This window comes from Sphingomonas trueperi (genome assembly GCF_040545965.1).
In the GTDB taxonomy this organism is placed as follows: domain Bacteria; phylum Pseudomonadota; class Alphaproteobacteria; order Sphingomonadales; family Sphingomonadaceae; genus Sphingomonas; species Sphingomonas trueperi_C.
Window position 1 is genome coordinate 613,656 of record NZ_JBEPMV010000002.1, and the last position, 20,833, is coordinate 634,488.

General features: G+C 63.4%; 28 protein-coding genes. 24 read left to right on the forward strand and 4 right to left on the reverse strand.

Features of this window, described 5'->3' with window-relative positions:
- Positions 1-6: 6 nt before the first annotated feature.
- Together ABIC35_RS06735 and ABIC35_RS06740 are read left to right on the forward strand one after the other, a co-directional pair.
- On the forward strand, positions 7-1,941 hold the full coding sequence (locus ABIC35_RS06735; protein WP_121077765.1) for a gp53-like domain-containing protein: 1,935 nt from the start codon (positions 7-9) through the stop codon (positions 1,939-1,941).
- A gap of 17 nt (positions 1,942-1,958) precedes the next feature.
- Positions 1,959-2,174, forward strand: a complete 216-nt coding sequence (locus tag ABIC35_RS06740) for a hypothetical protein (protein ID WP_121077767.1) — start codon at positions 1,959-1,961, stop codon at positions 2,172-2,174.
- Between the two features lie 52 nt (positions 2,175-2,226).
- Here the strand turns inward: ABIC35_RS06740 and ABIC35_RS06745 are convergent, their stop codons facing one another.
- Entirely contained in the window at positions 2,227-3,273 is a 1,047-nt protein-coding gene (locus ABIC35_RS06745; protein ID WP_121077769.1) for a DUF3427 domain-containing protein, read from the reverse strand.
- Positions 3,274-3,491: 218 nt separating this feature from the next.
- On the opposite strand from ABIC35_RS06745, the gene ABIC35_RS06750 reads away from it, so the two are divergent.
- The 9 genes from ABIC35_RS06750 to ABIC35_RS06790 are packed head-to-tail and all read left to right on the forward strand — an operon-like array spanning position 3,492 to position 10,509.
- Entirely contained in the window at positions 3,492-4,043 is a 552-nt protein-coding gene (locus ABIC35_RS06750; protein ID WP_354278355.1) for a phage baseplate assembly protein V, read from the forward strand.
- The gene (locus ABIC35_RS06755; RefSeq protein ID WP_121077773.1) at positions 4,040-4,411 is read left to right on the forward strand and encodes a GPW/gp25 family protein; all 372 of its coding nucleotides are present in this window, start codon (positions 4,040-4,042) and stop codon (positions 4,409-4,411) included. The genes ABIC35_RS06750 and ABIC35_RS06755 overlap by 4 nt, the downstream gene beginning before the upstream one ends.
- A gap of 12 nt (positions 4,412-4,423) precedes the next feature.
- A complete protein-coding gene (locus ABIC35_RS06760; RefSeq protein ID WP_121077775.1) occupies positions 4,424-5,590 on the forward strand; it encodes a phage tail sheath subtilisin-like domain-containing protein in 1,167 nt (388 codons plus the stop codon).
- Positions 5,591-5,627: 37 nt separating this feature from the next.
- Complete coding sequence (locus tag ABIC35_RS06765; protein WP_121077777.1) at positions 5,628-6,134, forward strand: phage major tail tube protein; 507 nt, start codon at positions 5,628-5,630, stop codon at positions 6,132-6,134.
- Positions 6,135-6,173: 39 nt separating this feature from the next.
- Positions 6,174-6,479: a phage tail assembly protein gene (locus tag ABIC35_RS06770; protein WP_121077779.1), complete on the forward strand. Its 306-nt coding sequence runs from the start codon at positions 6,174-6,176 to the stop codon at positions 6,477-6,479.
- Positions 6,480-6,487: 8 nt separating this feature from the next.
- Positions 6,488-6,616, forward strand: coding sequence for a GpE family phage tail protein (locus tag ABIC35_RS06775; protein WP_121077781.1), 129 nt, complete (start codon positions 6,488-6,490; stop codon positions 6,614-6,616).
- 4 nt (positions 6,617-6,620) lie between these two features.
- Positions 6,621-9,107 (forward strand): phage tail tape measure protein, encoded by a 2,487-nt coding sequence (locus tag ABIC35_RS06780; RefSeq protein WP_354278356.1) that lies wholly within the window; start codon positions 6,621-6,623, stop codon positions 9,105-9,107.
- Positions 9,104-9,493, forward strand: a complete 390-nt coding sequence (locus tag ABIC35_RS06785) for a phage tail protein (protein WP_121077782.1) — start codon at positions 9,104-9,106, stop codon at positions 9,491-9,493. Before ABIC35_RS06780 ends, ABIC35_RS06785 begins: the two co-directional genes overlap by 4 nt.
- Positions 9,490-10,509 (forward strand): contractile injection system protein, VgrG/Pvc8 family, encoded by a 1,020-nt coding sequence (locus tag ABIC35_RS06790; protein ID WP_121077784.1) that lies wholly within the window; start codon positions 9,490-9,492, stop codon positions 10,507-10,509. Before ABIC35_RS06785 ends, ABIC35_RS06790 begins: the two co-directional genes overlap by 4 nt.
- A gap of 20 nt (positions 10,510-10,529) precedes the next feature.
- Here ABIC35_RS06790 and ABIC35_RS06795 read toward each other — a convergent pair whose 3' ends face one another.
- The gene (locus ABIC35_RS06795; protein WP_147425886.1) at positions 10,530-11,015 is read right to left on the reverse strand and encodes a hypothetical protein; all 486 of its coding nucleotides are present in this window, start codon (positions 11,013-11,015) and stop codon (positions 10,530-10,532) included.
- A gap of 524 nt (positions 11,016-11,539) precedes the next feature.
- On the opposite strand from ABIC35_RS06795, the gene ABIC35_RS06800 reads away from it, so the two are divergent.
- From ABIC35_RS06800 to ABIC35_RS06820, 5 genes are all read left to right on the forward strand, one after another.
- Positions 11,540-12,046: a helix-turn-helix domain-containing protein gene (locus tag ABIC35_RS06800; protein WP_121077788.1), complete on the forward strand. Its 507-nt coding sequence runs from the start codon at positions 11,540-11,542 to the stop codon at positions 12,044-12,046.
- 38 nt (positions 12,047-12,084) lie between these two features.
- Positions 12,085-12,429, forward strand: coding sequence for a hypothetical protein (locus tag ABIC35_RS06805; RefSeq protein ID WP_183049403.1), 345 nt, complete (start codon positions 12,085-12,087; stop codon positions 12,427-12,429).
- A 39-nt stretch (positions 12,430-12,468) separates the two neighbouring features.
- Positions 12,469-12,909 (forward strand): hypothetical protein, encoded by a 441-nt coding sequence (locus tag ABIC35_RS06810; RefSeq protein WP_354278357.1) that lies wholly within the window; start codon positions 12,469-12,471, stop codon positions 12,907-12,909.
- Positions 12,910-13,067: 158 nt separating this feature from the next.
- Positions 13,068-13,301: a MarR family transcriptional regulator gene (locus tag ABIC35_RS06815; RefSeq protein ID WP_354278358.1), complete on the forward strand. Its 234-nt coding sequence runs from the start codon at positions 13,068-13,070 to the stop codon at positions 13,299-13,301.
- Between the two features lie 265 nt (positions 13,302-13,566).
- Positions 13,567-16,146 carry an SIR2 family protein gene (locus ABIC35_RS06820; RefSeq protein ID WP_183049404.1) on the forward strand — a complete coding sequence of 860 codons (2,580 nt, stop codon included), beginning with the start codon at positions 13,567-13,569 and terminating at the stop codon, positions 16,144-16,146.
- A 222-nt stretch (positions 16,147-16,368) separates the two neighbouring features.
- Here ABIC35_RS06820 and ABIC35_RS06825 read toward each other — a convergent pair whose 3' ends face one another.
- Positions 16,369-16,704 (reverse strand): thermonuclease family protein, encoded by a 336-nt coding sequence (locus ABIC35_RS06825; protein WP_354278359.1) that lies wholly within the window; start codon positions 16,702-16,704, stop codon positions 16,369-16,371.
- Positions 16,705-17,033: 329 nt separating this feature from the next.
- The gene (locus tag ABIC35_RS06830; RefSeq protein WP_121077798.1) at positions 17,034-17,441 is read right to left on the reverse strand and encodes a helix-turn-helix domain-containing protein; all 408 of its coding nucleotides are present in this window, start codon (positions 17,439-17,441) and stop codon (positions 17,034-17,036) included.
- Between the two features lie 91 nt (positions 17,442-17,532).
- On the opposite strand from ABIC35_RS06830, the gene ABIC35_RS06835 reads away from it, so the two are divergent.
- The 8 genes from ABIC35_RS06835 (at position 17,533) to ABIC35_RS06870 (ending at position 20,809) form a co-directional block, all read left to right on the forward strand.
- Positions 17,533-17,907, forward strand: a complete 375-nt coding sequence (locus tag ABIC35_RS06835) for a transcriptional regulator (protein WP_354278386.1) — start codon at positions 17,533-17,535, stop codon at positions 17,905-17,907.
- Positions 17,904-18,395 (forward strand): hypothetical protein, encoded by a 492-nt coding sequence (locus tag ABIC35_RS06840; protein ID WP_183049405.1) that lies wholly within the window; start codon positions 17,904-17,906, stop codon positions 18,393-18,395. The genes ABIC35_RS06835 and ABIC35_RS06840 overlap by 4 nt, the downstream gene beginning before the upstream one ends.
- Entirely contained in the window at positions 18,392-18,697 is a 306-nt protein-coding gene (locus ABIC35_RS06845) for an ogr/Delta-like zinc finger family protein (protein WP_183049406.1), read from the forward strand. The genes ABIC35_RS06840 and ABIC35_RS06845 overlap by 4 nt, the downstream gene beginning before the upstream one ends.
- Positions 18,698-18,793: 96 nt before the next feature.
- The gene (locus ABIC35_RS06850) at positions 18,794-18,967 is read left to right on the forward strand and encodes a hypothetical protein (protein ID WP_183049407.1); all 174 of its coding nucleotides are present in this window, start codon (positions 18,794-18,796) and stop codon (positions 18,965-18,967) included.
- Positions 18,964-19,434 (forward strand): hypothetical protein, encoded by a 471-nt coding sequence (locus tag ABIC35_RS06855; RefSeq protein WP_121077804.1) that lies wholly within the window; start codon positions 18,964-18,966, stop codon positions 19,432-19,434. The genes ABIC35_RS06850 and ABIC35_RS06855 overlap by 4 nt, the downstream gene beginning before the upstream one ends.
- Positions 19,425-19,547, forward strand: coding sequence for a hypothetical protein (locus ABIC35_RS06860; protein WP_354278360.1), 123 nt, complete (start codon positions 19,425-19,427; stop codon positions 19,545-19,547). The genes ABIC35_RS06855 and ABIC35_RS06860 overlap by 10 nt, the downstream gene beginning before the upstream one ends.
- Before the next feature lie 25 nt (positions 19,548-19,572).
- Positions 19,573-19,767 carry a hypothetical protein gene (locus tag ABIC35_RS06865; RefSeq protein WP_121077806.1) on the forward strand — a complete coding sequence of 65 codons (195 nt, stop codon included), beginning with the start codon at positions 19,573-19,575 and terminating at the stop codon, positions 19,765-19,767.
- Positions 19,757-20,809: a tyrosine-type recombinase/integrase gene (locus ABIC35_RS06870; RefSeq protein ID WP_121077808.1), complete on the forward strand. Its 1,053-nt coding sequence runs from the start codon at positions 19,757-19,759 to the stop codon at positions 20,807-20,809. Before ABIC35_RS06865 ends, ABIC35_RS06870 begins: the two co-directional genes overlap by 11 nt.
- Positions 20,810-20,833: the final 24 nt, after the last annotated feature.

Genomic DNA, 20,833 nt, shown 5'->3' on the forward strand with positions numbered 1-20,833 from the left:
CCGCCAATGTCCTTCACCCTCACCGTCACCAACGCTGGCCGCGCCGCGATCGTCAATGCCGCCAAGGATGGCACGAACGCGGTGCGCATTGCGTCGGTCGGCGTGTCGGCAACCGCCACGACGCCGAGTGCTGCCACCACCACCCTGCCCGGCGAGATCAAGCGGATCACCACGATCGCGGGGGACGCGGTCGCGGCTGACACGATCCACGTCACCGTGCGCGACGAGTCGAACGCGCTGTACGCGGTGCGGTCGATCGCGCTCTACCTGTCGGATGGGACGCTGTTCGCCGCCTATGGGCAGGCCGACGTGCTGGTCGAGAAGTCTCCCCAGGCGATGCTGCTCCTCGCCCTCGACGTGCGCTTCGCAGACATTGCGGCGACCAGCATCACCTTCGGCAACGCCGACTTCCTCAACCCGCCCGCCACCACCGACACCGCAGGCGTTGCCGAGCTGGCCACCGACGCCGAGACGAGCGCCGGTACCGACGATCGTCGCACTGTCACCCCGAAGGGACTGAGCTTCGCGCTGTCCACTCGCCTCGCGAGCTGGGGCAGCGACATTTGGCGCGCGAGCAACGATGGTGCCGGCTCCGGTCTCGACGCGGATCTGCTCGATGGGCAGCAGGGTAGCTACTACACGAACATTCCTGCTCGATTGGGATACGCGCCGGCAGACCGCGCGGGCGACCGCTTCACCGGGAATCTTGCGATTTCCCATAGCCGCGATCTCTCCCTCATTTACGACGCTGCGTCTACCAACCTCGCCTACACGCGCTGCAGTCGCTTCGGCCGCGCGCGTTGGGACATCGGCATGAACAGCGCAGAAGAAATTGGCGGCAATTTCGGCAGCGACTTCTACATCAACCGCTTCGATGATGCTGGAAACTTCATCGACACGCCGTTCCTGATGTCTCGTGGGACGGGCGAGCTGCGCGTTCAAGGAGGCCGCGCCTGGCACTCGAATAACGACGGCGCCGGCTCCGGCCTGGATGCCGATCTGCTGGATGGCCACGACGGCGCCTGGTACGCCGACATCCTCGGCCATTTGGGATACACGCCGCTCAATCGAGGCGGCGACACCGCAACGGGCCAGGTGATCTTCAATGCGAACGCTGCCGGCAATAGCGGCATCGCAGGGGGCGGTGCCGGCGAGATAGAAGTGCGCGGGAACGGCGTCGGCGCGGCCATGATGGCGTTCCATCGGCCAGGCAGTTTCGCCACCTATGTCGGCATCGATACGGACAATCGCTTAAAGGTTGGCGGCTGGAGCTTAGGAAACGTCGCCTACACGATCTGGCATAGCGGGAATGATGGCTCGGGCTCCGGGCTCGACGCCGATCTGCTCGATGGCCATGACGGCGCGTACTATGCCGATATCATCGGCCGCCTCGGCTTCTGGCCCGTTCGGCAGGGTACCGGCATCGGCCAGCTCCCCAACGTCGTGCAGATCGGTTGGTCGGGTTCGCGCGTCAAAGTCACGATCGATGCGAGCGACATGGGCAACGTCGTCTTCGACAACCACATTGCCGACGTCTGGCGTGTCAGCAACGATGGCGCCGGCTCCGGCCTGGACGCTGATCTGCTCGACGGCCGCCAGGCCTCCGAATTCGCGCTGTTGAACGACGGCTCGCGCTTCGGTGCGAACGAGAAAGGCTATTGGGAGCGCCGCCCCAATGGGGTGATCGAGCAATGGGGCACCGTCTATGGACCGTTCAGCGAAGGCGCGGTCGGTATCCAATTCCCCGTGCCATTCAGCGACCCCAACTCGGTCAACGTCTCGGCAGTTGGGGTGAATAGCTCCGGCAACGGCCGCTTCGATGTCTTCGTCCAGCGCATCGCGCGCGATCAGTTCGGCGCAACGATGATGGTCCAATACACTGCCGCTTCCACCTCCATCAACCAAATCGACGGCTTCGACTGGCGCGCAGTCGGCATCTGAACAGGAAAGGCAATCTCATGAAGACGACGATCAACAGCGTAGACGCAATCGCCGGCACGGCCTCGGTGACCTTCGAGCATGAAGGCGTCACCCATACCCGCGACGTCAACATCTGCCGCACGGCCAAGAGTAAGTATGACTCGGCCGCTACCCAGGCCCGCATCGACGATGTCGCGCGGGGAGTCGCGGTAAAAATTGCGGCCGGCGCCATTACAAGTTCGCCGTTAGAATAGCTTCAACCCTTCTAGAATACAAAATCACAAAGGCTCTATTAAATTTAACATTTTAACAATCAGGCTTCGCAACCGCTCGATATAAGACAGGCTTAAGACAATGTGAGTCCGAAATTATTCCATTTATGAGGTAAAACTTCCCGGAATTGCTCTTCTGATCAAACTCACAAACCCTGTATATGAAAAAAGATTCTTTTACCAATTCGCTAAAATCAACTTCGTTAGCGGAAATATAAAATGGAGTTCCAGCGACACCAGTTGTAGTCTTAACCTCTATGAAACGGTCACTACCATCTAAGTTGAAGGACCTAATGTCATATCCAGCACCGTCACCCGCATTGACGGATATGTGATCCACTTTTGCTGCCAGGTCTGGACGCCCCGCCTGCGCCAAAATTCGCCGTTCATGATCAACTACGAGGAGCTCACCAGCCAAGCCTAGCGCCCTGGACTCCTGCTCGGTTTTGCGTCGAAATTTGCGAGCTTGGAAAGTACGGGTTGTTTCTCCCCACGACCGACCAACTGGCGCCGCTATGGCCGTCAGACCCGGCGCCGGTCGAGTGACTTCGGCGACGTCTAGGCGACCCTCCTCCTTATCGAGAACCAGTCGCATCTTTGTCAATACGTTATCTGGAATTGGCCAGTTGATAACTTCCCACGCAAAATACACCGGATACTCTCGCTCAGCGTCATGCGATATATATCTCAGCGGCCCCAAATATGTGTAGTCTTCGGAAACGCCATTTCTACGACTTGAAGTTCTTAAAAAGAAATGAATATCACTCACTGCCTCGTCGTGTGATATCAAAGAAAGAATAGTTTTATCGAGAAGATGTTGCTTCGGCTGAGACTGCCAACGCAGAATTCCCTCAGTGCTGATGCCCTCATCAAATGTATGACTGCCGGTGCTCTGACCCAAACTGACGAAGAATGCGAAGCTACCCGGCGCCCCTGGAATAGGCAAAATACCTTGCAAGCCCCACTGACCCGCACCTGAGGTGAACGGCTCATTGGGTGCTAGGAGATTGCGAGCCTGGAGACGGCTATATCGCTGATATAGGATGGGTTTTGCGGGCTTCATTCTGTCTTCTTCGCTCATTGAGTGTTCAAAAATTCCTAATGATCCTCGACCCTATATAAGGCTTCATCGGATCAGAACATTGCCCGCAGCCTTATAACTAAACAGGTGATTTCCCGACGGTCAGAGCGTTAGCACGTCATCGTAGCTCACGTCGCGACAGCGCTGACTTGTGAATACCATGTTTCACAAGCTCCAACCCGCGCGCGTTCGCAATGCCGGCGGCACAGTCCTGCACCGTGAGCGACCTCAACGATCCACGCCGGCTGATCGGCAACCTGATGCGCCTCGGCACGATCGACAGCCTCGATCTTGCCGAGGGCACGGTGCGCGTGCGCGTGGGCGAGCTGCTCACCGGCGACATTCCCTTTGCTGCTCCCCGCGCCGGTGCCGTCCGGATCTGGTCGCCCCCCAGCCTGGGCGAGCAGGTGATGCTGTTCTGCCCCGAGGGCGACATCGAGGCCGGCATCATCCTTGGCGCGCTCTACAGCGAGGCGCACCCGGCCCCCACCAGCGACGGCACCTTCCTCGTCGACTTCCCGGATGGGACGCGGCTTTCCTACGACGCGGAGGCGCACAAGCTCGCCATCACGCTCGGCGAGAGTGGCGCGGCCGAGATCACCGCCCCCGGCGGCCTCACCCTCAACGCCGATGTCCAGCTCAACGGCAAGCTCGACGCGACGGGCAAGATCACCAGCACCGACGACGTTGTCGGTGGGAGCAAGAGCCTCAAGGGCCACAAGCACCTGCAGGTACAGCCCGGCAACGGTGTCTCCGGGGCGCCGCAATGAGGGGGATGGATGCCGCCACCGGCAAGCCGCTCGAAGGCGACGCGCACCTGGCGCAGTCGATCGGGCGCATTCTCTCGACGCCGATCGGCACCCGCGTCGGACGCCGCGATTTCGGCTCGCTCATTCCTGAGCTGATCGACCAGCCCGCCAACCCCGCGCTCCGCATCCGGATCTTCGCCGCCACGGCATTGGCCCTCAAGCGCTGGGAGCCACGCATTCGCGTGACCCGCGTCGCGCTCGAGCAGCCGGAGCCTGGCCGCGCGATCGTCATCGTTGACGGCGTTCGCACCGACCTGCCCGGCGCCGCCGCTCGCACCCGCATCACCGCACCGCTCGCCACGCGCAGCGGCCTCACTGTCACCGCTTAGGAGCCCCAAGCCATGGCCTATCAGCACGGCGTCAATATCACCGAAGTGAACACCGGCAGTCGCCCGCTCACCACCGTTGCAACGGCAGTGGTCGGGCTGGTCGCCACGGCCCCCGGCGCGGATGCCGACGCCTTCCCGCTCAACAAGCCGGTGCTGATCACCGATGCCGAGGCGGCGATCGGCAAGGCCGGTGCCACGGGGACGCTGGCGGGTGCGCTGCGCGCGATCTCCGATCAGGTTCGCTGCCCGATCGTGCTCGTCCGCATCGCCGACGGTGCCAACGCCGCCGAGAAGACCGCCAACGCTATCGGCACCATCACCGCGCAGGGCCAGAAGACCGGCATGCAGGCGCTGCTGGCCGCCGAGGCGCAGCTCGGGGTGAAGCCGCGCATCATCGGCGCGCCTGGCCTTGATGTCCAAGCCGTCACCGAAGCGCTGGCGATCGTCGCGGGCAAGCTGCGCGGCATGGCCTATGCCGCGGCGATCGGCGGCGACGTCAGCGCCGCAATCGCCTATCGCGGCGCCTTCTCGGCGCGCGAGCTGATGCTCGTCTACCCTGACTTCTACGCGGCGGACGCCACCACCGGCGAAGCGGTGGTGAGCTACGGCGTCGCGCGCGTGCTGGGCCTTCGCGCCCGCATCGATCAGGAGCAGGGCTGGCACAAGACGATCAGCAATGTCGCGGTCGCGGGCGTGACCGGCATCACCAAGGATATCCAGTTCGATATTCAGGATCCGGGCTGCGAGGCGAACCTGCTCAATGCCGCTGAAGTCTGCGCCCTCGTCCGCACCAGCAACGGCTTTCGCGTGTGGGGCTCGCGCACCTGCTCGGACGAGCCGCTCTTTGCCTTCGAGAGTGCGGTGCGCACCGCCCAGGTGATCCGCGACACGATCGCCGAAGGCATGTTGTGGGCCATCGACAAGCCGCTGCGGCCCAGCCTGGCCAAGGACATCGTGGAGACGATCAACGGCACGCTGCGCCAGATGAAGCTGGCGGGCCAGATCATCGGTGGCCGCGCCTGGTACGATGCCCAGCAGAACACGCCCGACACGCTGGCAAGCGGCAAGCTGGCCATCCCCTACGACTTCACGCCGGTGCCGCCGCTCGAAAACCTCGCCCTGCAGCAGCGCATCACCGACACCTATTTCGCCGATTTCGCTGCCGGCGTCGCCGCCTGATCGCACCCCTCCCCTCATCTGATCGAAAGGCACCTCCATGGCCCTGCCCCGCAAGCTCAAGGACATGAACCTCTATTCGGAGGGCAACTCGTTTCGCGGCATCGTGACCTCGGTCACCCTGCCCAAGCTCACCCGCAAGCTGGAAGACTATCGCGGCGCCGGCATGGACGGCACCGTCAAGCTCGACCAAGGCGCCGAGGCGATGGAGCTGGAATTCACCCTCGGCGGCCCCGAGCTGTCGATCCTGCGCCAGTTCGCGCTGCCGGGCATCGCCGGCACCTATCTGCGCTTCGCTGGCGCCTGGCAGGACGAAGGCACCGGCAACGTCGACACCGGCGAAGTGACGGTGCGCGGCCGCTACGAGGAAATGGACCTCGGCGAGATGAAGCCCGGCGAGGGCGGCGAGTTCAAGTGCAAGTTCCAGTGCGCCTATTTCCGGCTCGATTGGAACGGCGAAGAGCTGGTCGAGATCGACGTGCTGAACGGCGTCTGCCGCGTGGGCGGTGTCGATCGCCTCGCCGCCATCACCGCCGCGCTCGACTGACGCCCCCACCCCCTCCCCCCCTGATTGAAAGGCCCTTCCGTGGCAGCTACCAGCACCTTCACGCTCGACGACGACATCACCATCAACGGCACCGTCCAGCTTGCCGCCGGCACTGTTATCACCGTCCGCAAGCCCGGCTCGGGCGAGCTGCGCGGCCTTGCGCTCAACAGCCTGATCAACCTCGACGTGGCGTCGCTAGAGACGCTGGCGCCGCGCATCACCAGCCCCACCATCCACAAGCCCTTCGCCGCCGCGATGGCGCCCAACGACATGCTGCAGTTCGGAACCGAGGTGATCGATTTTTTGCTGCCGAAGGCCGCAAAGCCGGTCTCCCACGAAGCATAGAAGACGTGATGGCGGACGTGGCGGCGGTCTTTCACTGGCCGCCGCCCGTCATGGACGAAATGGGCGTGGCCGAGCTGATGGGCTGGCACGCCCGCGCGATCGAACGGCTCAAGGCCATGAACGGCATCGAGGACTGACACGATGGACCGCAATCTGCGCATCCGCATGCTGCTCGAAGCCGGCGACAAGGTGTCCCGGCCACTGCGCGATATCGCCAGCGGCTCGGGCCGCGCCGCGCGCTCGCTGCAGGAAACCCGCGACCAGCTCGCCAAGCTCAATCGCGCCCAGGCCGATCTGGCCTCCTTCCGCACGCTGAAGAACGACCTGCGCGGGACCGAGCAGCAGCTTGGCCTCGCGCGCAGCCGCGTGGCCGAGCTGGCGCGCCAGATGCAGGCGGCCGACAATCCCTCCCGCAAGCTCGCCCGCGACTTCGACGCCGCCAAGCGCGCAGCGGCGGCGCTGAAGGCCCAGCACGAGAGCGAGAACGCGGAGCTGCAGCGGCTTCGCGACCGCATGCGGGAGGCCGGACTCGGCACGGGCGGGCTGGTCCAGCACGAGCGCAACTTGCGCCAGGCCATTTCCCGCACCAACGACCAGCTCGAAGAGCAGAGCCGCCGGCTGCAGCAGTCCAGCGACCGCGCCCGCCGCATGGGCGCCGCGCGGGAGCGATTCGGCGCGCTGCAGGGCACCGCCGCCGGCATGGCGGCGAGCGGCTTCTCCGCGATCGAAACGGGCCGTGCGATCGGCACGCCGCTGGTCGGCGCCGTCGTCGCAGCTCAGCAGTTCGAATCGGGCATGACGGACATCGCCCAGAAGGCCGACCTCACCCGCGCTGCGGCGGCGAAGATGGGCGAAGGGCTGCTCGTCGCCGCGCGCGCCGCCAACCAGCTGCCCGAGAACCTGCAGCAGGGCGTGGACGTCCTCAGCGGCTTCGGCCTGAACCCGGCCAAGGCCGCCCAGATGATCGCGCCGATCGGCCGCGCCGCGACCGCCTACAAAGCGGAGATCGCGGACCTGGCCGCGTCCAGCTTCGCCAATCTCGACAACCTCAAGGTTCCGATCGAGCAGACCGCCCGCGCGATCGACATCATGGCGCAGGCGGGCAAGGCCGGTGCCTTCGAGATGAAGGACATGGCGCAGTATTTCCCCACGCTCACCGCCGGCTATCAGGCGCTCGGGCAGAAGGGCGTCGGCGCCGTCGCGGATCTCTCGGCCGCGCTTCAGATCGCGCGGAAAGGTGCCGGCGATGCCGCCAGTGCTGCCACGAACGTCCAGAACGTGCTGCAGAAGATCAGCTCGCCCGCAACCGTGCGCGCCTTCAACAAGATGGGCGTGGACCTGCCGAAGGCGCTGAAAAAGCTTTATGCCGAGGGCAAGACGCCGCTGGAGGCTATTGCCGAGCTGACCAACAAGACGCTCAAGGGCGACATGTCGAAGCTGGGCAACCTGTTCGAAGATGCCCAGGTGCAGCAGGGCCTGCGCCCGCTGATCGCCAACATGGAGGAATATCGGCGCATCCGCGCGGAGGCGCTGGCGGCCGGCGGCACCACCGACCGCGACTTCGCCGAGCGCATGAAAGACTCGGCCGAGCAGACCAAGCGCCTGCAGGTGAGCGGCACCGCCCTCGCCGTGACGCTCGGCGCCAAGCTGCTGCCCACGGTCAACGCGGTGCTGGAGCGCGCCAACGCCTTCACCGATCGCGTCACCAAATGGACGGCCGCCAACCCCGTGCTGGCGCGGTCGCTGGCCGTGGGCGCAGCCGCCTTCGCCGCTCTGTTTCTGGTGCTGGGCGGCGGCGCCATCCTGATCGCCGGCCTGGTCGCCCCCTTCGCCGCGCTGTCCGCGACCGCCGCGCTGCTCGGCATCGGCATGCTGCCGCTGATCGGCATCGTCGGGGGCGTGGTGCTCGCCGTGGTGGCGCTCGCCGCCGCAGGCTATGCGATCTATTCCAATTGGGGCGCAATCAGCACCTGGTTTGCTGGGGTGTGGGAGAGCATCAAGTCGGCCACCTGGTCCGCGATCCAGTTCGTCGGGCGGATCCTGCTCAACTTCTCCCCCGTGGGGCTGCTGATCCAAGGCTTCACGGCGCTGCTCGCCTGGATGCGCGGGCCGCTTGGGCAGCGCATGATTTCCGCCGGTGGCGACATCGTGCGCGGCATCATCACCGGCATTACGGGCATGCTGGGGCGGCTCAAGGACACCATCGTCGGCGCGGCCTCGGCGGCGGCGAGCTGGTTCAAGAGCAAGCTCGGCATCCACTCGCCCTCGCGCGTGTTCGCGTCGTTCGGCGGGTTCATGATGCAGGGGCTCGATCAGGGCCTCGCGCGCGATCAGGACCGGCCCGTCGATCGGATTGACGGGCTCACCAGTCGCCTTGCCAATGCCGTCGCCACCGGCACCGCGGCGCTGGCGATCGGCGCCGGCAGCGCGACTCCGGCGGCTGCGCGCCCGAGCGCCTCGCCCGCTGGGTTCGGACCCATTACGATCGTGATCCAGCAGCAATCGGGGGAATCGAGCCGCGACCTGGCGCGAGAGGTGCGCAGCCAGCTCGAGCAATTGCTGCGCTCCGGCGCCGGCGCAGGCCGCCGCACGTCCATGGCCGACCGCCCCGATGGAGATGACCTGTGAAGCTGCTGAGCCTGGGCATGTTCGTCTTCGCGATCGAGACGCTCGCCTATGACGAGCTGCAGCGCAAACGCGCCTGGCGCTTCGCCACCAACGGGCGCGTCGGCGCCAAGGATGCGATCCAGTTCACCGGCGCGGATCTGGAGACCGTCACGCTCTCGGGCAGCACCCATGTCGAGCTGGCGGACGGCCGCGTGTCCCTAGACCAGCTGATCGACATGGCGGCCGAGGGCGAGGATTGGCCGCTAGTCGATGGGCGCGGCAATGTGCTCGGCAACTTCGTGATCACCGCGGTCGACGAACGGCACCGCCACTTCCTGCCCGATGGTCAGCCGCGCCAGATCGATTTTGGCATCGACCTGCTCGAAGCGCCGGATGCGGCCGCGTGACGCCCACCGCCGAGTTCCGCATCACGCTCGACGGCGAGGATCTGTCGCCGAAGATCCGCCCGCGCCTGATCAGCCTGCGGATCACCGAGAAGCGCGGCGGCGACGCCGACCAGCTCGACCTGGTGCTCGACGATAGCGACGGGCGGCTTTCGCTCCCGCCCGAGGGCGCGGTGCTCACCGTCGCGCTCGGGTGGAAGGCTGGTAACGGCGTAGCGATCGGCTTGGTCGACAAGGGGCGGTTCAAGGTGGACGAGGTGGAGCACTCCGGGCCGCCGGACACCGTCACCATCCGCGCCAGTGCGGCGGACTTCGCCAGTGCGCTCACCACGCGCCGCGAGCAGAGCTGGCACGACACCACCCTCGGCGCGATCGTGCAGGCAGTCGCCGGCAGGCACAAGCTGCAGGCGCGCTGCGCGCCCGCTCTGGCGTCGATCGCGGTCAAAGCGGCATCGCAGGAGCGGGAGAGCGACATTGCGCTGCTGCGGCGCCTGGGGCGCGAGCATGACGCCGTCGCCACCATCAAGGCCGGATGCCTGATCTTTGCCCCGATCGGCGCCGGCATCACTGCCACCGGCAAGCCCCTGCCCGGCGTGACTATCCGCCGCCGCGACGGCGATCGGCATAGCTACCGCGTTGAGAAGCGCGAAGCTGCCGGCAAGGTTGTGGCGGAGTGGCACGATCGGACAGGTGCGAAGAAGAAGAAGGTGAGCGCCGGCACCGGCGACGGCGCCGAGCGGAAGCTATCCCGCGTCTACGCCAGCGAAGGCGAGGCAAAGCGGGCTGCAGCGGCCGAGGCCAAGCGCGCTGGCCGTGCGCCGCGCAGCCTCGATCTCACCCTCGCCTTCGGCCGCCCCGATCTGGCACCCGAGCAGCCCGCGACCGCTGAAGGGTTCAAGGCCGATATCGACGCGCAGCGCTGGCTGATATCGGAGGTGAACCACCAAATAGACGACCGCGGCGGCTTCACGACTGCGTTGAAGCTTGAGCTTTCGGGCAATGCACCGCCGCCCGCATGAGTGGCGGCGGTGCAACAGGATCAATAGGGAATCGGCGCTGCGGTGAAAGCGCGTGCTTCCTGGCCTGGCTGCATCACAGCGGAGCGACCCGAGACGAGGATGGAACCCAACAGCGCTGCTGCAGTGTTGCCCTTACCCTCTTGGCGGTGGACGCCGGACAACGTGTAGTCGACGCCCCTGACCTGCACGGTGCGGAACGCGACTTCGAACTTGCCGGACTTGCCGCCGATCGCCTTGCCGGTCTTGAACGTAACCTCCCCGGTTACGGAAGAGCCGCGCGGGACCGCCACGACGCCGTTTTCCGTGATGTCGCCAATGGTGACAAATCGAACCTTGCTGCCGACATCGATCTTCTTCGAGCTGATCTCCTCAACCGGGGTAACGGTCAGCAACGTATTCGATGGCATCACGTGCGCTGCCGTCGCGGTTGGCGTCGCAGCGAGATCCTGCGCAGACACAGGTGTAGAGACTGCGGCCAACCAGCCGCAGGCAAGAAGTTTGATCATAAAGCCCCCAATAATGCGCGAATGCGCGGACACATTTAAGCAACAACCTTGCGCTCGGCCAAGTCGTTTCGTGTCCGGGAACGGTACGCCGCCCTCAGGAAAAATCCGTACGTCTACGCTGTTTCGTTCCAGTGGCTCTGCCGACTGCTTACCCTCAGCAGGTTGTGCGACGGCCTGAAGCACCGCGTTCCCAGCAGCAGCTGCTACACATTCCGTTACGGAACGCTAACGTATTTTAGATATGCAGTTGAATTCGGCACTCTGATGGAATGGCGTACTTACCGCCACGAAGGCCCTCGGATTTCACCGCGTCCCGTTAAGTATGCTTAGCACACTCCATCCGCTCTTCACCGGTAATGGCGAAGCCTTGTAGGACAATTGCAGTATCAATCATGCGCAAAGACTCCATCGAAACGTTGGAAAACCTTTCCACTCCCGATGCGCAGTATCCCGTACTTCTCTTAATGTAAGCAAGCCCTCATCTTCAGAAGATTGCATGAGCCGAGTCGGGGGGGGGTGTTGCCATGGGAGCGACCATCACCGGAGGTGACTCCGAGAAACTACGCAATTCGCCAGCGCCATTGACGAAGCGCCAAGTCGAATGTCTTGGCTGGGTGTACAGAGGCTACGAAACGAAGGAGATAGCCAGAGAGCTGGGACTGTCGCCGGAAACGGTCGACATGCACATCAAGAACGCGACACAGCGCCTTGGCGTTCCATCGCGAAAAGTCGCCGCCAGACTAATCCATGGCGGAACGAACATACCCCAATCACTGGTGCCCCCCTCGCCGGGTATATCCGCCGGCAGCACTACGAGCGATGCCGAGGCGTCAGCAGCGTTGGGTGGTGCTGCACCGCCTGATCTGGTTGAGGTGTTGGGTTTGCCCTTCCCCACGGAAGGCGCGCCGATCAACCACCTCACCTCCTCGCAACGCCTATTCTGGGTTGCTGCGATTGCTGTGGGCGTCGTGGTCGGGTTCGGCGCGCTGATCAGCAGCCTACAGGCGCTCGGTCAGTTGCTGCACCCATGAGCAGATGGAGCCGGAAACGGTTCCAGGAAGGGGCATCAATGCAAAGCATTCGGTTGAAGGTGATGAAGGACGTCGTTCGGGATCTGCACGAGGCAGAGATTGCCTTCGACGACGCGATCTCCGCGGTTGCCACGCTGAGCGCGGCGTTGCCGCAGGCGCGTATCCGCGCGAAGGTGGCGGCGACCGTCGGCCAGGGTGTGATCGACAGCGTTCTCCAGGCTTGCAGCCTGATAGGGCAGGCGCGCGCGAAACTCGTCGACACGCACAACCAGCTGAGCGACGTGAAGGATCAGCTCAAGATCGTCGCCGCGGGCGGCGGCTACGAGAAACCGCTTGAAAGCACGTTTCTCACGGCCGTTCGGACCGAAGACATTGCAGCCTGATCATAGTAGGCCGGGCTTCAAACGGGGTTCGGCTGCAACATGATCATCCAAAAAGCTCTGCCAATCATCTATTGGTTCGTAGCGGTGAGCGTGACCGTCGCAGCGATCGAACGCGGCGGGAAAGACGAGCGTGCGGGCGCGATTGCCCTTTTTCTAGCGTCAATCGCGTCCGCCTTGGCAGTCTGGACCGTTCCGGTGGTACAGCGCCTCGCTCCCGTTCAGACGACGATCTTCCTGATCGACGTCCTGCTCTTCTGCTGGTTCCTTTGGTTGGCGCTTGGTTCAGGGAGGTTCTGGCCGTTATGGGCAACTGCGTTCAGCTTGATCGTGGTGGCGACACACGTCGCGCACTTCGCAACACCGGCGATCGTTCCGAGAGCCTATATTCTCGCCCAGGGTTTCTGGGCATACCCAACGTGGCTGGTGATCGCTTTGGGGACCCTGCATCGGCCGCACTCGAGGCGATTTACGGCGGGCTGACCACGCTTCGAGAACATCTCGAGAGGTCACCTGCACCCGGTCGATACCTACACCCGACCGGATCTACGCTCGCCGAAGCCGCGGCCTGCGAGGTGCGCCGACGTAACTTGCAGCTGCAGGCATTCGGATCGAAGCTCGCCAGCAACCCGGGGTGGGACATGCTGATCGACCTGTTCCTGGCGCGTGAGCGCGGCAGATCGATTTCCGTGTCCAGCCTGTGCATCGCGTCGAACGTGCCGCAAACGACAGCGCTCCGGTGGATCGGTACGCTGGAAGCAGAGGGCCTGATCTATCGCACCAACGATCCGGAAGATCGGCGGCGCGCTTATTTGGCACTGACTATGACCGGAGCTGACCAGGTCGCGGACTGCATTGCCCGATGGCGCGATTGAGCCTCCTGCCCCAATCGCGCGGACCCATCACCTGCGGCAGTTCACGACCAGAGCCGGCCATCTAACTGCCGAGATGTGAATGGCCGCCAGCGCCGAAAGCAGTCGTTGGCGCGATAGCGCGTCGCGGCCAGCGCCCCACCTTGAGCATCCAAGCTCGTCGTTGTCCTTCAAAAGCATTCGTTGAGAGTGACGGCGACGACGCAGCAATTCCCCGGCACGGCTTTGTGAGGTAGAGGCTTGCGTAAGTTGGGGGATGGAGGCTTTCATGTTGGCAGTGGACGAGCAGGCAAAGAACTACCTCCTCAGGGCGATTCGTCGCGGCAGGGCGGTTCTCGTCCTAGGTGCTGGGGCGTCGAAAACCTCTCAAAGCCGCTTCCGGAAAGACGTTGCATTAGGAAAGGACCTTGCCAGGCTGGTGTCTGAGGAAGCCGGCGTCACCTATAAAGGGGAGACACTCAAGGCCGTTCTCTCAGCTTGCGTGCCCCGTATTTTGAGCCGTGACCAATTGAACGAAATCCTGCAGCAGCAGTACCAGGAAATAATCCCCTCTCAGGAATTGAAGTCGCTGCTCAGTTTCAGTTGGAAGCGTCTATACACATGGAACATCGACGATTCGATCGAAGGTGTTACGCATTCCGTCCAGCGGCGGCGCTACTACAATGGTATGATTGACAAGGCCTTCATTGACCATGGCCTAGAGACGCTTCCGGTAATCCATCTCCATGGGGACGCTGCGAAGCCCGAGCATGGATTTATTTTCAGCGATAGCGAATACAACAAAGCCCTGATAGCAGGAAAGCACCATTGGTACAGGCAGTTAGCCCAAGATTACGTCTCAAACGTACCGATATTCATCGGTAGCCAGCTCGAAGAGCCTATTCTCGCATTTGAGCTTGACCGGGCTCGTCCCGCGGAAGGGGAGCCCCTCGGTCAAGCCTTTCTCGTCAGCCCCGACGAGCCCAGTGATATCGAACTTTTGGAAATGCAATCTCGGCAGATCGTTTACCTCCGCGGTACGCTATCAGACTTCTCCGAGTTCCTGCGATCCGAATTGGGCGCGACCTTCAAGCCTGCCGACGTCGCTTCAGCCATTAGCGACTTCGCGGCTTCTACAGTGAAAACTAACTATTTGAGCAACTCTGCAGCCATTGTTGCAACATACATTTATCAACACAAACATTCCGAAACCCTCGCTGATTCTATAGCGTACCCGCCAGAAGTCAGAGATGCGGCGTCTAGGAAATTTTTGGAAGGAGCCCCACCAAGCTGGCGTATTGCTGTGTCGGAAACGCCAGTTTGGCTGACCCAGACTGATGATCTCCTCAAATTTGTGAAGAGATCGATATTCGACAAAGATCGTATAGCAATGGTTGTTGGCCAGGCAGGGAGCGGAAAATCAACTGCATTGATGCAGGCTCTGCTGCGATACTCGCGTGATAACGGCGATGCACCCTTCTATGAGATTCGCGGCGAGGTGCCGTCTCTCAAGGCTGCTCTACACCTTCTAGCCGACACCGTTACGTCAGAGCATATAGTTGTGTACGTTGCCGATGCTTTTGTATTCGGCGACTCTTTTGGAGAGGACGTGCTCTCAGTTCACGCCGGCAGAATGTCTATCTTCAGCAGTGCTAGGACGGGGGAGTGGAACAGTCGCCTCAAGCGGCAACTGTCGAGCAATGCCAAAACGTTCAAATTCGAGCGGTTCGTCCAAGCGGACTACCAGCCTCTGATCGATCGGCTTCTGCAATATGTGCCTTCGCCGGCCCTGCTGCAGATGACGCCTGCCGAAAGGCGCGAGCGGCTTGGTCATGCGAATTCCCAGCTACTCATTGCTCTGAAGGAAACCACCTACGCGGACGCGTTCACGAATGTAATTACCAAAGAGTTCGAAGCCCTCGCGTCAATCGATGAGCAGAAACTTCTGCTGATCTGCGGGCTGGGGTCGCTATCGCGCGCCGGCATCGATGCTGGCGCCGTCCGCGAGGCTTTTGAAGCAAGCGGCGCGAACCTTCCCTTCGATGACGCTATGAACGCTCTAGAGGGCATAGTCGTCAAGCACGAGAACGGACGTCTTTCCGCTCGTCACGAACTTTATGTTCGTCATATCTTCGAATCCGTTGCAGATATTGAAGAAGTCATGGGGTCTATATGTTCCGTCCTGGAGACTTTTACAAAATACAAACACCCCATCGTTAAAAATGTTGCCCGACTCGACGCGGTTCTTTTCAGATATCTTCTTAGTCATAATGTTTTGAAGGAAATTGCAATATCGCACGGATCTGCTTATGCAGGCTTAAAGGTTTATGAGAAATTCGACTTAGCGTTTCAGCTTGATGGGCATTACTGGCTTCAATTCGGACAGTATCTTTCTGAAATCGGCGAATACGATCAGGCCATGGACATGTTCGACAAGTCCATCCAAGCGTACCCTGAAAATGAATTCGCATTGCACGCACTCGCTGATTGCCAGCTCAAAGTGGCGGCCCGTCGAGCGTCGTACGACGCGCATACGCGCGAGTTGATCCGAAAGGCAGTGGCAACGCTGGTTGAGCAAGATGAAGCTATGGGTGGTCCGAGCGATCACTACGCGATCGTGACGCTCACGCACGGGCATGTTGGCGCGCTCGTGATCCACGACCAGATGCCGCAGGCTCGTGAAGCGGCCGAACGTTACATCAAGAGGATCGGCGCGATAAGACGTGTTCACGACGACGATCTTTTGAGTAAGGCTTTTGAGCGCCTGCTCAATTTTACAACAGGGCAAGGATGGAAGGAGGCTCCGTTCGCTTCGCCGAAAGGTGGCAGTCGCGGCCCACGGGTGCCCGGTCAGAGAAGGGCAATCTGACGTTGGCGTTGAGCTGTCCTTCCGATGGCCAGACGAGGCTATTGGTGTTAGGAGGTTAGAGGTTTCCACTGTCGGCCCACTCACGCGAACAGCGTGCAACCGGTCAGGCCTGCTGGTTGCTTAGCCGTCTGACTTGGCACTGCGAATGGCCGGTTTTGTCCTAGTCAGTCATTTGCCGCCTAGGCTCGTGACCGACAGGTATGTCCCAAACCCTGCCCCGCTTCAGCGCCACGGGCGGGCCAGTCGCCGGTCAACCAGGTACTGGCCCGCATCGCGCCCATTGACTGCTAGTGTCGCGAGCGTGCGGGCATAGCGATCCTCGCCCTGGCGTCGGATTGTCACGCGCCCTTCCGCTAGGAAGGCCGCCAGTGCGTCTCGGCTGCGCGTGGCCAAGGCATAATCGCACCAGCCGCGGCGCCGGCGGTCTCGACACTTCGGGCTGCCTCGCATTTCCGGCGCGTCGATATTCGCGATTCGGATGCGCTCGCCATCGCAGCTTCGAATGGTGTCGCCGTCATGCACGTTGGCGATGCACAGAGACGCGGCGGAGAGAAGCATAAGCACTACCATGCGCGTCGGCTAAACTGGATCGCGAGAGTGTACCAGCGTCGCCCGCACCAGAATCTGAAGGGGTTACCGCAACCCCTTCGACATGATGAATATTTTTGGGGTTTCCTACACATTCGCGCGTCGGATATTGGAACGGAACAAGAACAATTCGCAAGGGTCGAAGGTGATGTGCAAGCCGATGCTGCGGCTAACGCCGGGATGCGAGCATGGGTGCGAGGAATGCGAGGTAGCCTGCGCGGTGTTCGCGGCGCTGCGCGACGACTTGTGGCGGGAACTGGAGCAGCTGCACCGGGAGCGGGCATCGCACCCGCACCGGGTTAAGGCGCGAGATCTCGAAGCTGCGAAAGCGCAGCTGGCAAACGCCGAGCGAGAATTTGAGCACGCTCGTCCTCGGTTGCGTTCTCAGGCACGATCCGCAGCATGGCCCGAAACATGGTTGCGAGCGCTTCCTCACTAGGGAGGGCGACCTGCATGGTGACGAACTGGAGCGGCCGCTCCGGCTCCATAATAGGAGCATCGGGCGCGGGGTCTTCCGTCTCACCAGTCAGGTAGGCTGGGGAGGTGCGTAGGATCCTCGCAATTACGTGAAGATGCTTCGACCCACGGGACTCTCCCCGGATGAGGCCGTTGATCGTGCTTTGCCGCACGCCCACACGTCGCGCCAGCTCAGCCTGCGAAATGCCAATCGCCTTTAGCCGGTAATCGATGCGCTCGCCTATATTCATTGCGCAAATCCTAACGGCTTGCCGTTAGCGTGCCACAACAGCTTTCCGGTTGACATGTCTACCGGAGCTCCGTTAGGCAGGCCGCATGAGCATGGAGCTTTCCATAGACACCCCGCTCGCCAGAGCGGTTCGGGTAGCGGGTTCGCAGTCGTCGTTCGGGCGCATGATTGGCCGACGGCAATCAACCGTGAACCACTGGCTCAAGCACAATCGCCCCCTTCCTGCGGAACACGTCCTTCGAGTCGAGGAACTGACAGGAGTTTCCCGCACCTTGCTGCGACCGGACATATATCCGGAGGGCCTTGATGTACCCCGCCCCTTGCTTCGCGTCGCGTGCGATTCAACTCTGGCATCGAACGCCTACCACTTCTCCGATAACCCCGCGGGTCGCACTGCGGCGGAGGCTCCGGCGGCCCCGGCCGACCGGAGCCCCATCCCCTTCCCTTGCGCGGAGGGTCGAGGGTGACGAAACTTCGCATCCCCGGCACCTGGTCCGCTGCCGTTTTGCAGATCTCCGATCGCCTAGGCGTGCGCCGCGCGGCCCATGCCGCAGGCGTGGGCGATCGGACGATCTACAAATGGTCTGATCCCGATACAGCGACCACGCCTACCCTGGCGCAGGCTGCCGCGCTCGACTGCGCCTATGTCGCCGCTGGCGGCGCTTCGATGCCGTTGCTCGAATGCTATGCCCGCATGGTCGATCCGGCGGCGGTCGAGCTGGCAGCCTGCCCGCAGGCGCTGGTGATCGAGATCGCGGGCGTCGCGAAGGAAGCTGGCGAGGCCGTTTCCTTCAGCCTCGCCGCGAGCCAGCCGGACGCCAGCCGTGCCGCCATGCTCCGCGCGCTGCAGGAAACGCACGAGGCGGCGCAGGCCGTCGGCTCCCTTTCGCGCCGTCTCAGCTCGATCTTTCGCCGCGGTGCGGCGCCGGAACCAACCATGCGGGGCACGCTATGACGATCAAACGACGACGCTTCTTCGTGTGTCCGGAATGCGGATCGGGCGTGAGTTGCCGTACCAGCGAGCAGATAACGCCCACGATCCGCGAGGCGCGGCTGCTGTGCAACGACGATGCATGCGGCTGCGCCTTCGTCGTCCAAATCGTCGCTGTGCGCCTGGTGGTGCGGGGCATGAAGCCGAACCCAGGCCTGCACCTGCCCGTCGGCCGATGGCGCGAGCCGGCCAACGACGATGCACCGGGGCAGCCCGCCAATGATGACGAAGCACCGCCGGAGGTAGCCGACACGATCGGCACCTGATCCGGGCGCCGCCCCGTCCCCAGCCTAAATGCCCGCCCCCCGGCGCTACCGCGCGCCGGGCAACGCCCCCGCTTTGCCTGAAAGGAAGCCATCCCGATGCAAGCCTTTGCTCCCCCCTCGCCCCGCCCGCTGCGGATGGGCGCCTGCGCCTGCCCGGCGTGTCGGCGGACGCGCTGGATCCTCCGCCCGCTTGATCGCACCTGCCTGCGCCTGCTGGCCGGCGTCGGCGCGGGTTGGGCGGCGGTACTGCTGTGGGAGGCCCTGCGATGATCGCGCCCCTGCCCGGCGCCGCGCCATTGCGCCGCCGCGTGTCCGCCCCCTCGGTGCTGCAGCCCGCCCTCTGGCCGGGTGTGGTAGAGGCACCGCGCCTCACCCCTTCGGACTATCTGCGCCTCCGGCGCGTCGCTGCGCGCCTCTCGATTGCGGAAGCTGCGGACCGGCTGGTCGACAGCCGCGCCGATCATCGGCGCGCAGTCGAGTTTCTCCGCCGCTTGGAGACGCCGGGGCGCACCGCGCTCTATCGCTCGACAATCGCGCACCTGCTGCACGCCTTCCCGTTCGATCCGGACGTCTATTGGCAGCTGGCCGAGGAACCCCTCCACCGCCATCCGCGCATCTGCCGCGGCTGCGGCTGCTCCGCGCATGATCGCTGCACCGACGGCGAAGGCGGCGGCTGCCGCTGGATCGAGCAGGATCGCTGCTCCGCCTGCAGCCCGGGAGGCCGGACATGCGCCTGATCGCCAAGGCTGCCCGCGTGCTGCTCGTCACGCTGCTCGTCTGCGCCGCGCTGTGCAGCGTGCCGCTTCAGCTGGTCCTGCTGTTCACCCGCGCCCAGGCGGCGCGGCGCTGATCGGCGAGAGATTGAAAGAACGCGCATGGCTGCTCGCCCCACCTTTCGCCAGGCCGATCTGGTCCGCGCGATCCGCGCCTCCCGCAAGGGCGGGCTGGAGATCGCGCGCACGGAGATCGATCCTGATGGCCGAATTATCCTGTTCCACGCCGCCGCCGCGGCCGAGGCGGCACCCGCCAGCCCGTTCGATGCATGGAAGGCTAGCCGAAATGCGGGTTAAGCTGAAAGGCGTGAACCGCACGCGGGTGCGCGCCGCGAGCGGCGAGATGGTCGAATATTTCTACGCCTGGAAGGGCGGCCCGCGGCTCGAGGGCAAGCCGGGCTCGCCTGAATTTCTGGCCAGCTACGAACGGGCGCATGCGGAGGATCGCAAGCGCGCAGCCGACACGCTGCGCACGCTGCTGGATGCGTTTCAGGATTCGAGCGCCTTTACCGACCTCGCGGAGCGGACGCGGGCCGATTACAACAAGCAGCTGCGCATCATCGATGGCGAGTTCGGGGACTTCCCGATCGCTGCGCTGGCCGATCGGCGCACCCGCGGCGAATTCATGGCCTGGCGGGATCGCCTCGCCGTTCGATCGCGGAGACAGGCCGATTATGCCTACTCGGTGCTGGCGCGCGTGCTGTCCTGGTCGGTGGATCGTGGCCTGGCGCCGGTCAACCCGTGCCGGGCGGGCGGGCGCGTGTATCGCGCGGCACGATCTGAGCGGGTCTGGACGCCCGAGAACGAAGCCGCCTTCTACGCTCGCGCGCCGGACCATTTGCACCTGGCGCTGATGCTGGCGCTCTGGACGGGGCAGCGGCAGGGCGATCTGCTGGCGCTGACCTGGAGCGCCTATGACGGCGCCAATTTGCGCCTGGTCCAGCACAAGACGATCCGGAAGAAGGAAGGTCAGCCCGGCAAGCGCATCGTGATCCCAGTGGGCAAGCCGCTAAAGGCGCGGCTCGACCTCCTTTCGGAGCAACGTCCAGCAGCGCGTGAAGCGATCCTGCTCACCGAGCGTGGTACGCCTTGGACCGAAGGTGGCTTCCGCGCATCATGGCGAAAGGCTTGCGTCGCGGCAGGCGTGGAGGGGGTGACGTTCCACGATCTGCGGGGAACTGCGGTCACGCGATTGGCGCTAGCGGGCGCAACGCCGCCCGAGATCGCGACGATCACCGGGCACTCGTTGCGCGACGTCAACGATATCCTAGATGCGCACTATCTCAACCGAGATCAGCGCCTGGCCGAGTCAGCGATCAGGAAGCTCGAATCCGGCTAATTTGCCAAAAATCTTCCCAAAAAC

Bases quoted from the DNA above. Each gene is read 5' to 3' on its own strand.
- ABIC35_RS06735 (WP_121077765.1), top strand. From the start codon at position 7: ATGTCCTTCACCCTCACCGTCACCAACGCTGGCCGCGCCGCGATCGTC.
- ABIC35_RS06740 (WP_121077767.1), top strand. From the start codon at position 1,959: ATGAAGACGACGATCAACAGCGTAGACGCAATCGCCGGCACGGCCTCG.
- ABIC35_RS06745 (WP_121077769.1), bottom strand. From the start codon at position 3,273: ATGAGCGAAGAAGACAGAATGAAGCCCGCAAAACCCATCCTATATCAG.
- ABIC35_RS06755 (WP_121077773.1), top strand. From the start codon at position 4,040: ATGAGGGGGATGGATGCCGCCACCGGCAAGCCGCTCGAAGGCGACGCG.
- ABIC35_RS06760 (WP_121077775.1), top strand. From the start codon at position 4,424: ATGGCCTATCAGCACGGCGTCAATATCACCGAAGTGAACACCGGCAGT.
- ABIC35_RS06765 (WP_121077777.1), top strand. From the start codon at position 5,628: ATGGCCCTGCCCCGCAAGCTCAAGGACATGAACCTCTATTCGGAGGGC.
- ABIC35_RS06775 (WP_121077781.1), top strand. From the start codon at position 6,488: ATGGCGGACGTGGCGGCGGTCTTTCACTGGCCGCCGCCCGTCATGGAC.
- ABIC35_RS06780 (WP_354278356.1), top strand. From the start codon at position 6,621: ATGGACCGCAATCTGCGCATCCGCATGCTGCTCGAAGCCGGCGACAAG.
- ABIC35_RS06795 (WP_147425886.1), bottom strand. From the start codon at position 11,015: ATGATCAAACTTCTTGCCTGCGGCTGGTTGGCCGCAGTCTCTACACCT.
- ABIC35_RS06800 (WP_121077788.1), top strand. From the start codon at position 11,540: ATGGGAGCGACCATCACCGGAGGTGACTCCGAGAAACTACGCAATTCG.
- ABIC35_RS06805 (WP_183049403.1), top strand. From the start codon at position 12,085: ATGCAAAGCATTCGGTTGAAGGTGATGAAGGACGTCGTTCGGGATCTG.
- ABIC35_RS06810 (WP_354278357.1), top strand. From the start codon at position 12,469: ATGATCATCCAAAAAGCTCTGCCAATCATCTATTGGTTCGTAGCGGTG.
- ABIC35_RS06815 (WP_354278358.1), top strand. From the start codon at position 13,068: ATGCTGATCGACCTGTTCCTGGCGCGTGAGCGCGGCAGATCGATTTCC.
- ABIC35_RS06820 (WP_183049404.1), top strand. From the start codon at position 13,567: ATGTTGGCAGTGGACGAGCAGGCAAAGAACTACCTCCTCAGGGCGATT.
- ABIC35_RS06825 (WP_354278359.1), bottom strand. From the start codon at position 16,704: ATGCTTCTCTCCGCCGCGTCTCTGTGCATCGCCAACGTGCATGACGGC.
- ABIC35_RS06830 (WP_121077798.1), bottom strand. From the start codon at position 17,441: ATGAATATAGGCGAGCGCATCGATTACCGGCTAAAGGCGATTGGCATT.
- ABIC35_RS06835 (WP_354278386.1), top strand. From the start codon at position 17,533: ATGGAGCTTTCCATAGACACCCCGCTCGCCAGAGCGGTTCGGGTAGCG.
- ABIC35_RS06845 (WP_183049406.1), top strand. From the start codon at position 18,392: ATGACGATCAAACGACGACGCTTCTTCGTGTGTCCGGAATGCGGATCG.
- ABIC35_RS06850 (WP_183049407.1), top strand. From the start codon at position 18,794: ATGCAAGCCTTTGCTCCCCCCTCGCCCCGCCCGCTGCGGATGGGCGCC.
- ABIC35_RS06855 (WP_121077804.1), top strand. From the start codon at position 18,964: ATGATCGCGCCCCTGCCCGGCGCCGCGCCATTGCGCCGCCGCGTGTCC.
- ABIC35_RS06860 (WP_354278360.1), top strand. From the start codon at position 19,425: ATGCGCCTGATCGCCAAGGCTGCCCGCGTGCTGCTCGTCACGCTGCTC.
- ABIC35_RS06865 (WP_121077806.1), top strand. From the start codon at position 19,573: ATGGCTGCTCGCCCCACCTTTCGCCAGGCCGATCTGGTCCGCGCGATC.
- ABIC35_RS06870 (WP_121077808.1), top strand. From the start codon at position 19,757: ATGCGGGTTAAGCTGAAAGGCGTGAACCGCACGCGGGTGCGCGCCGCG.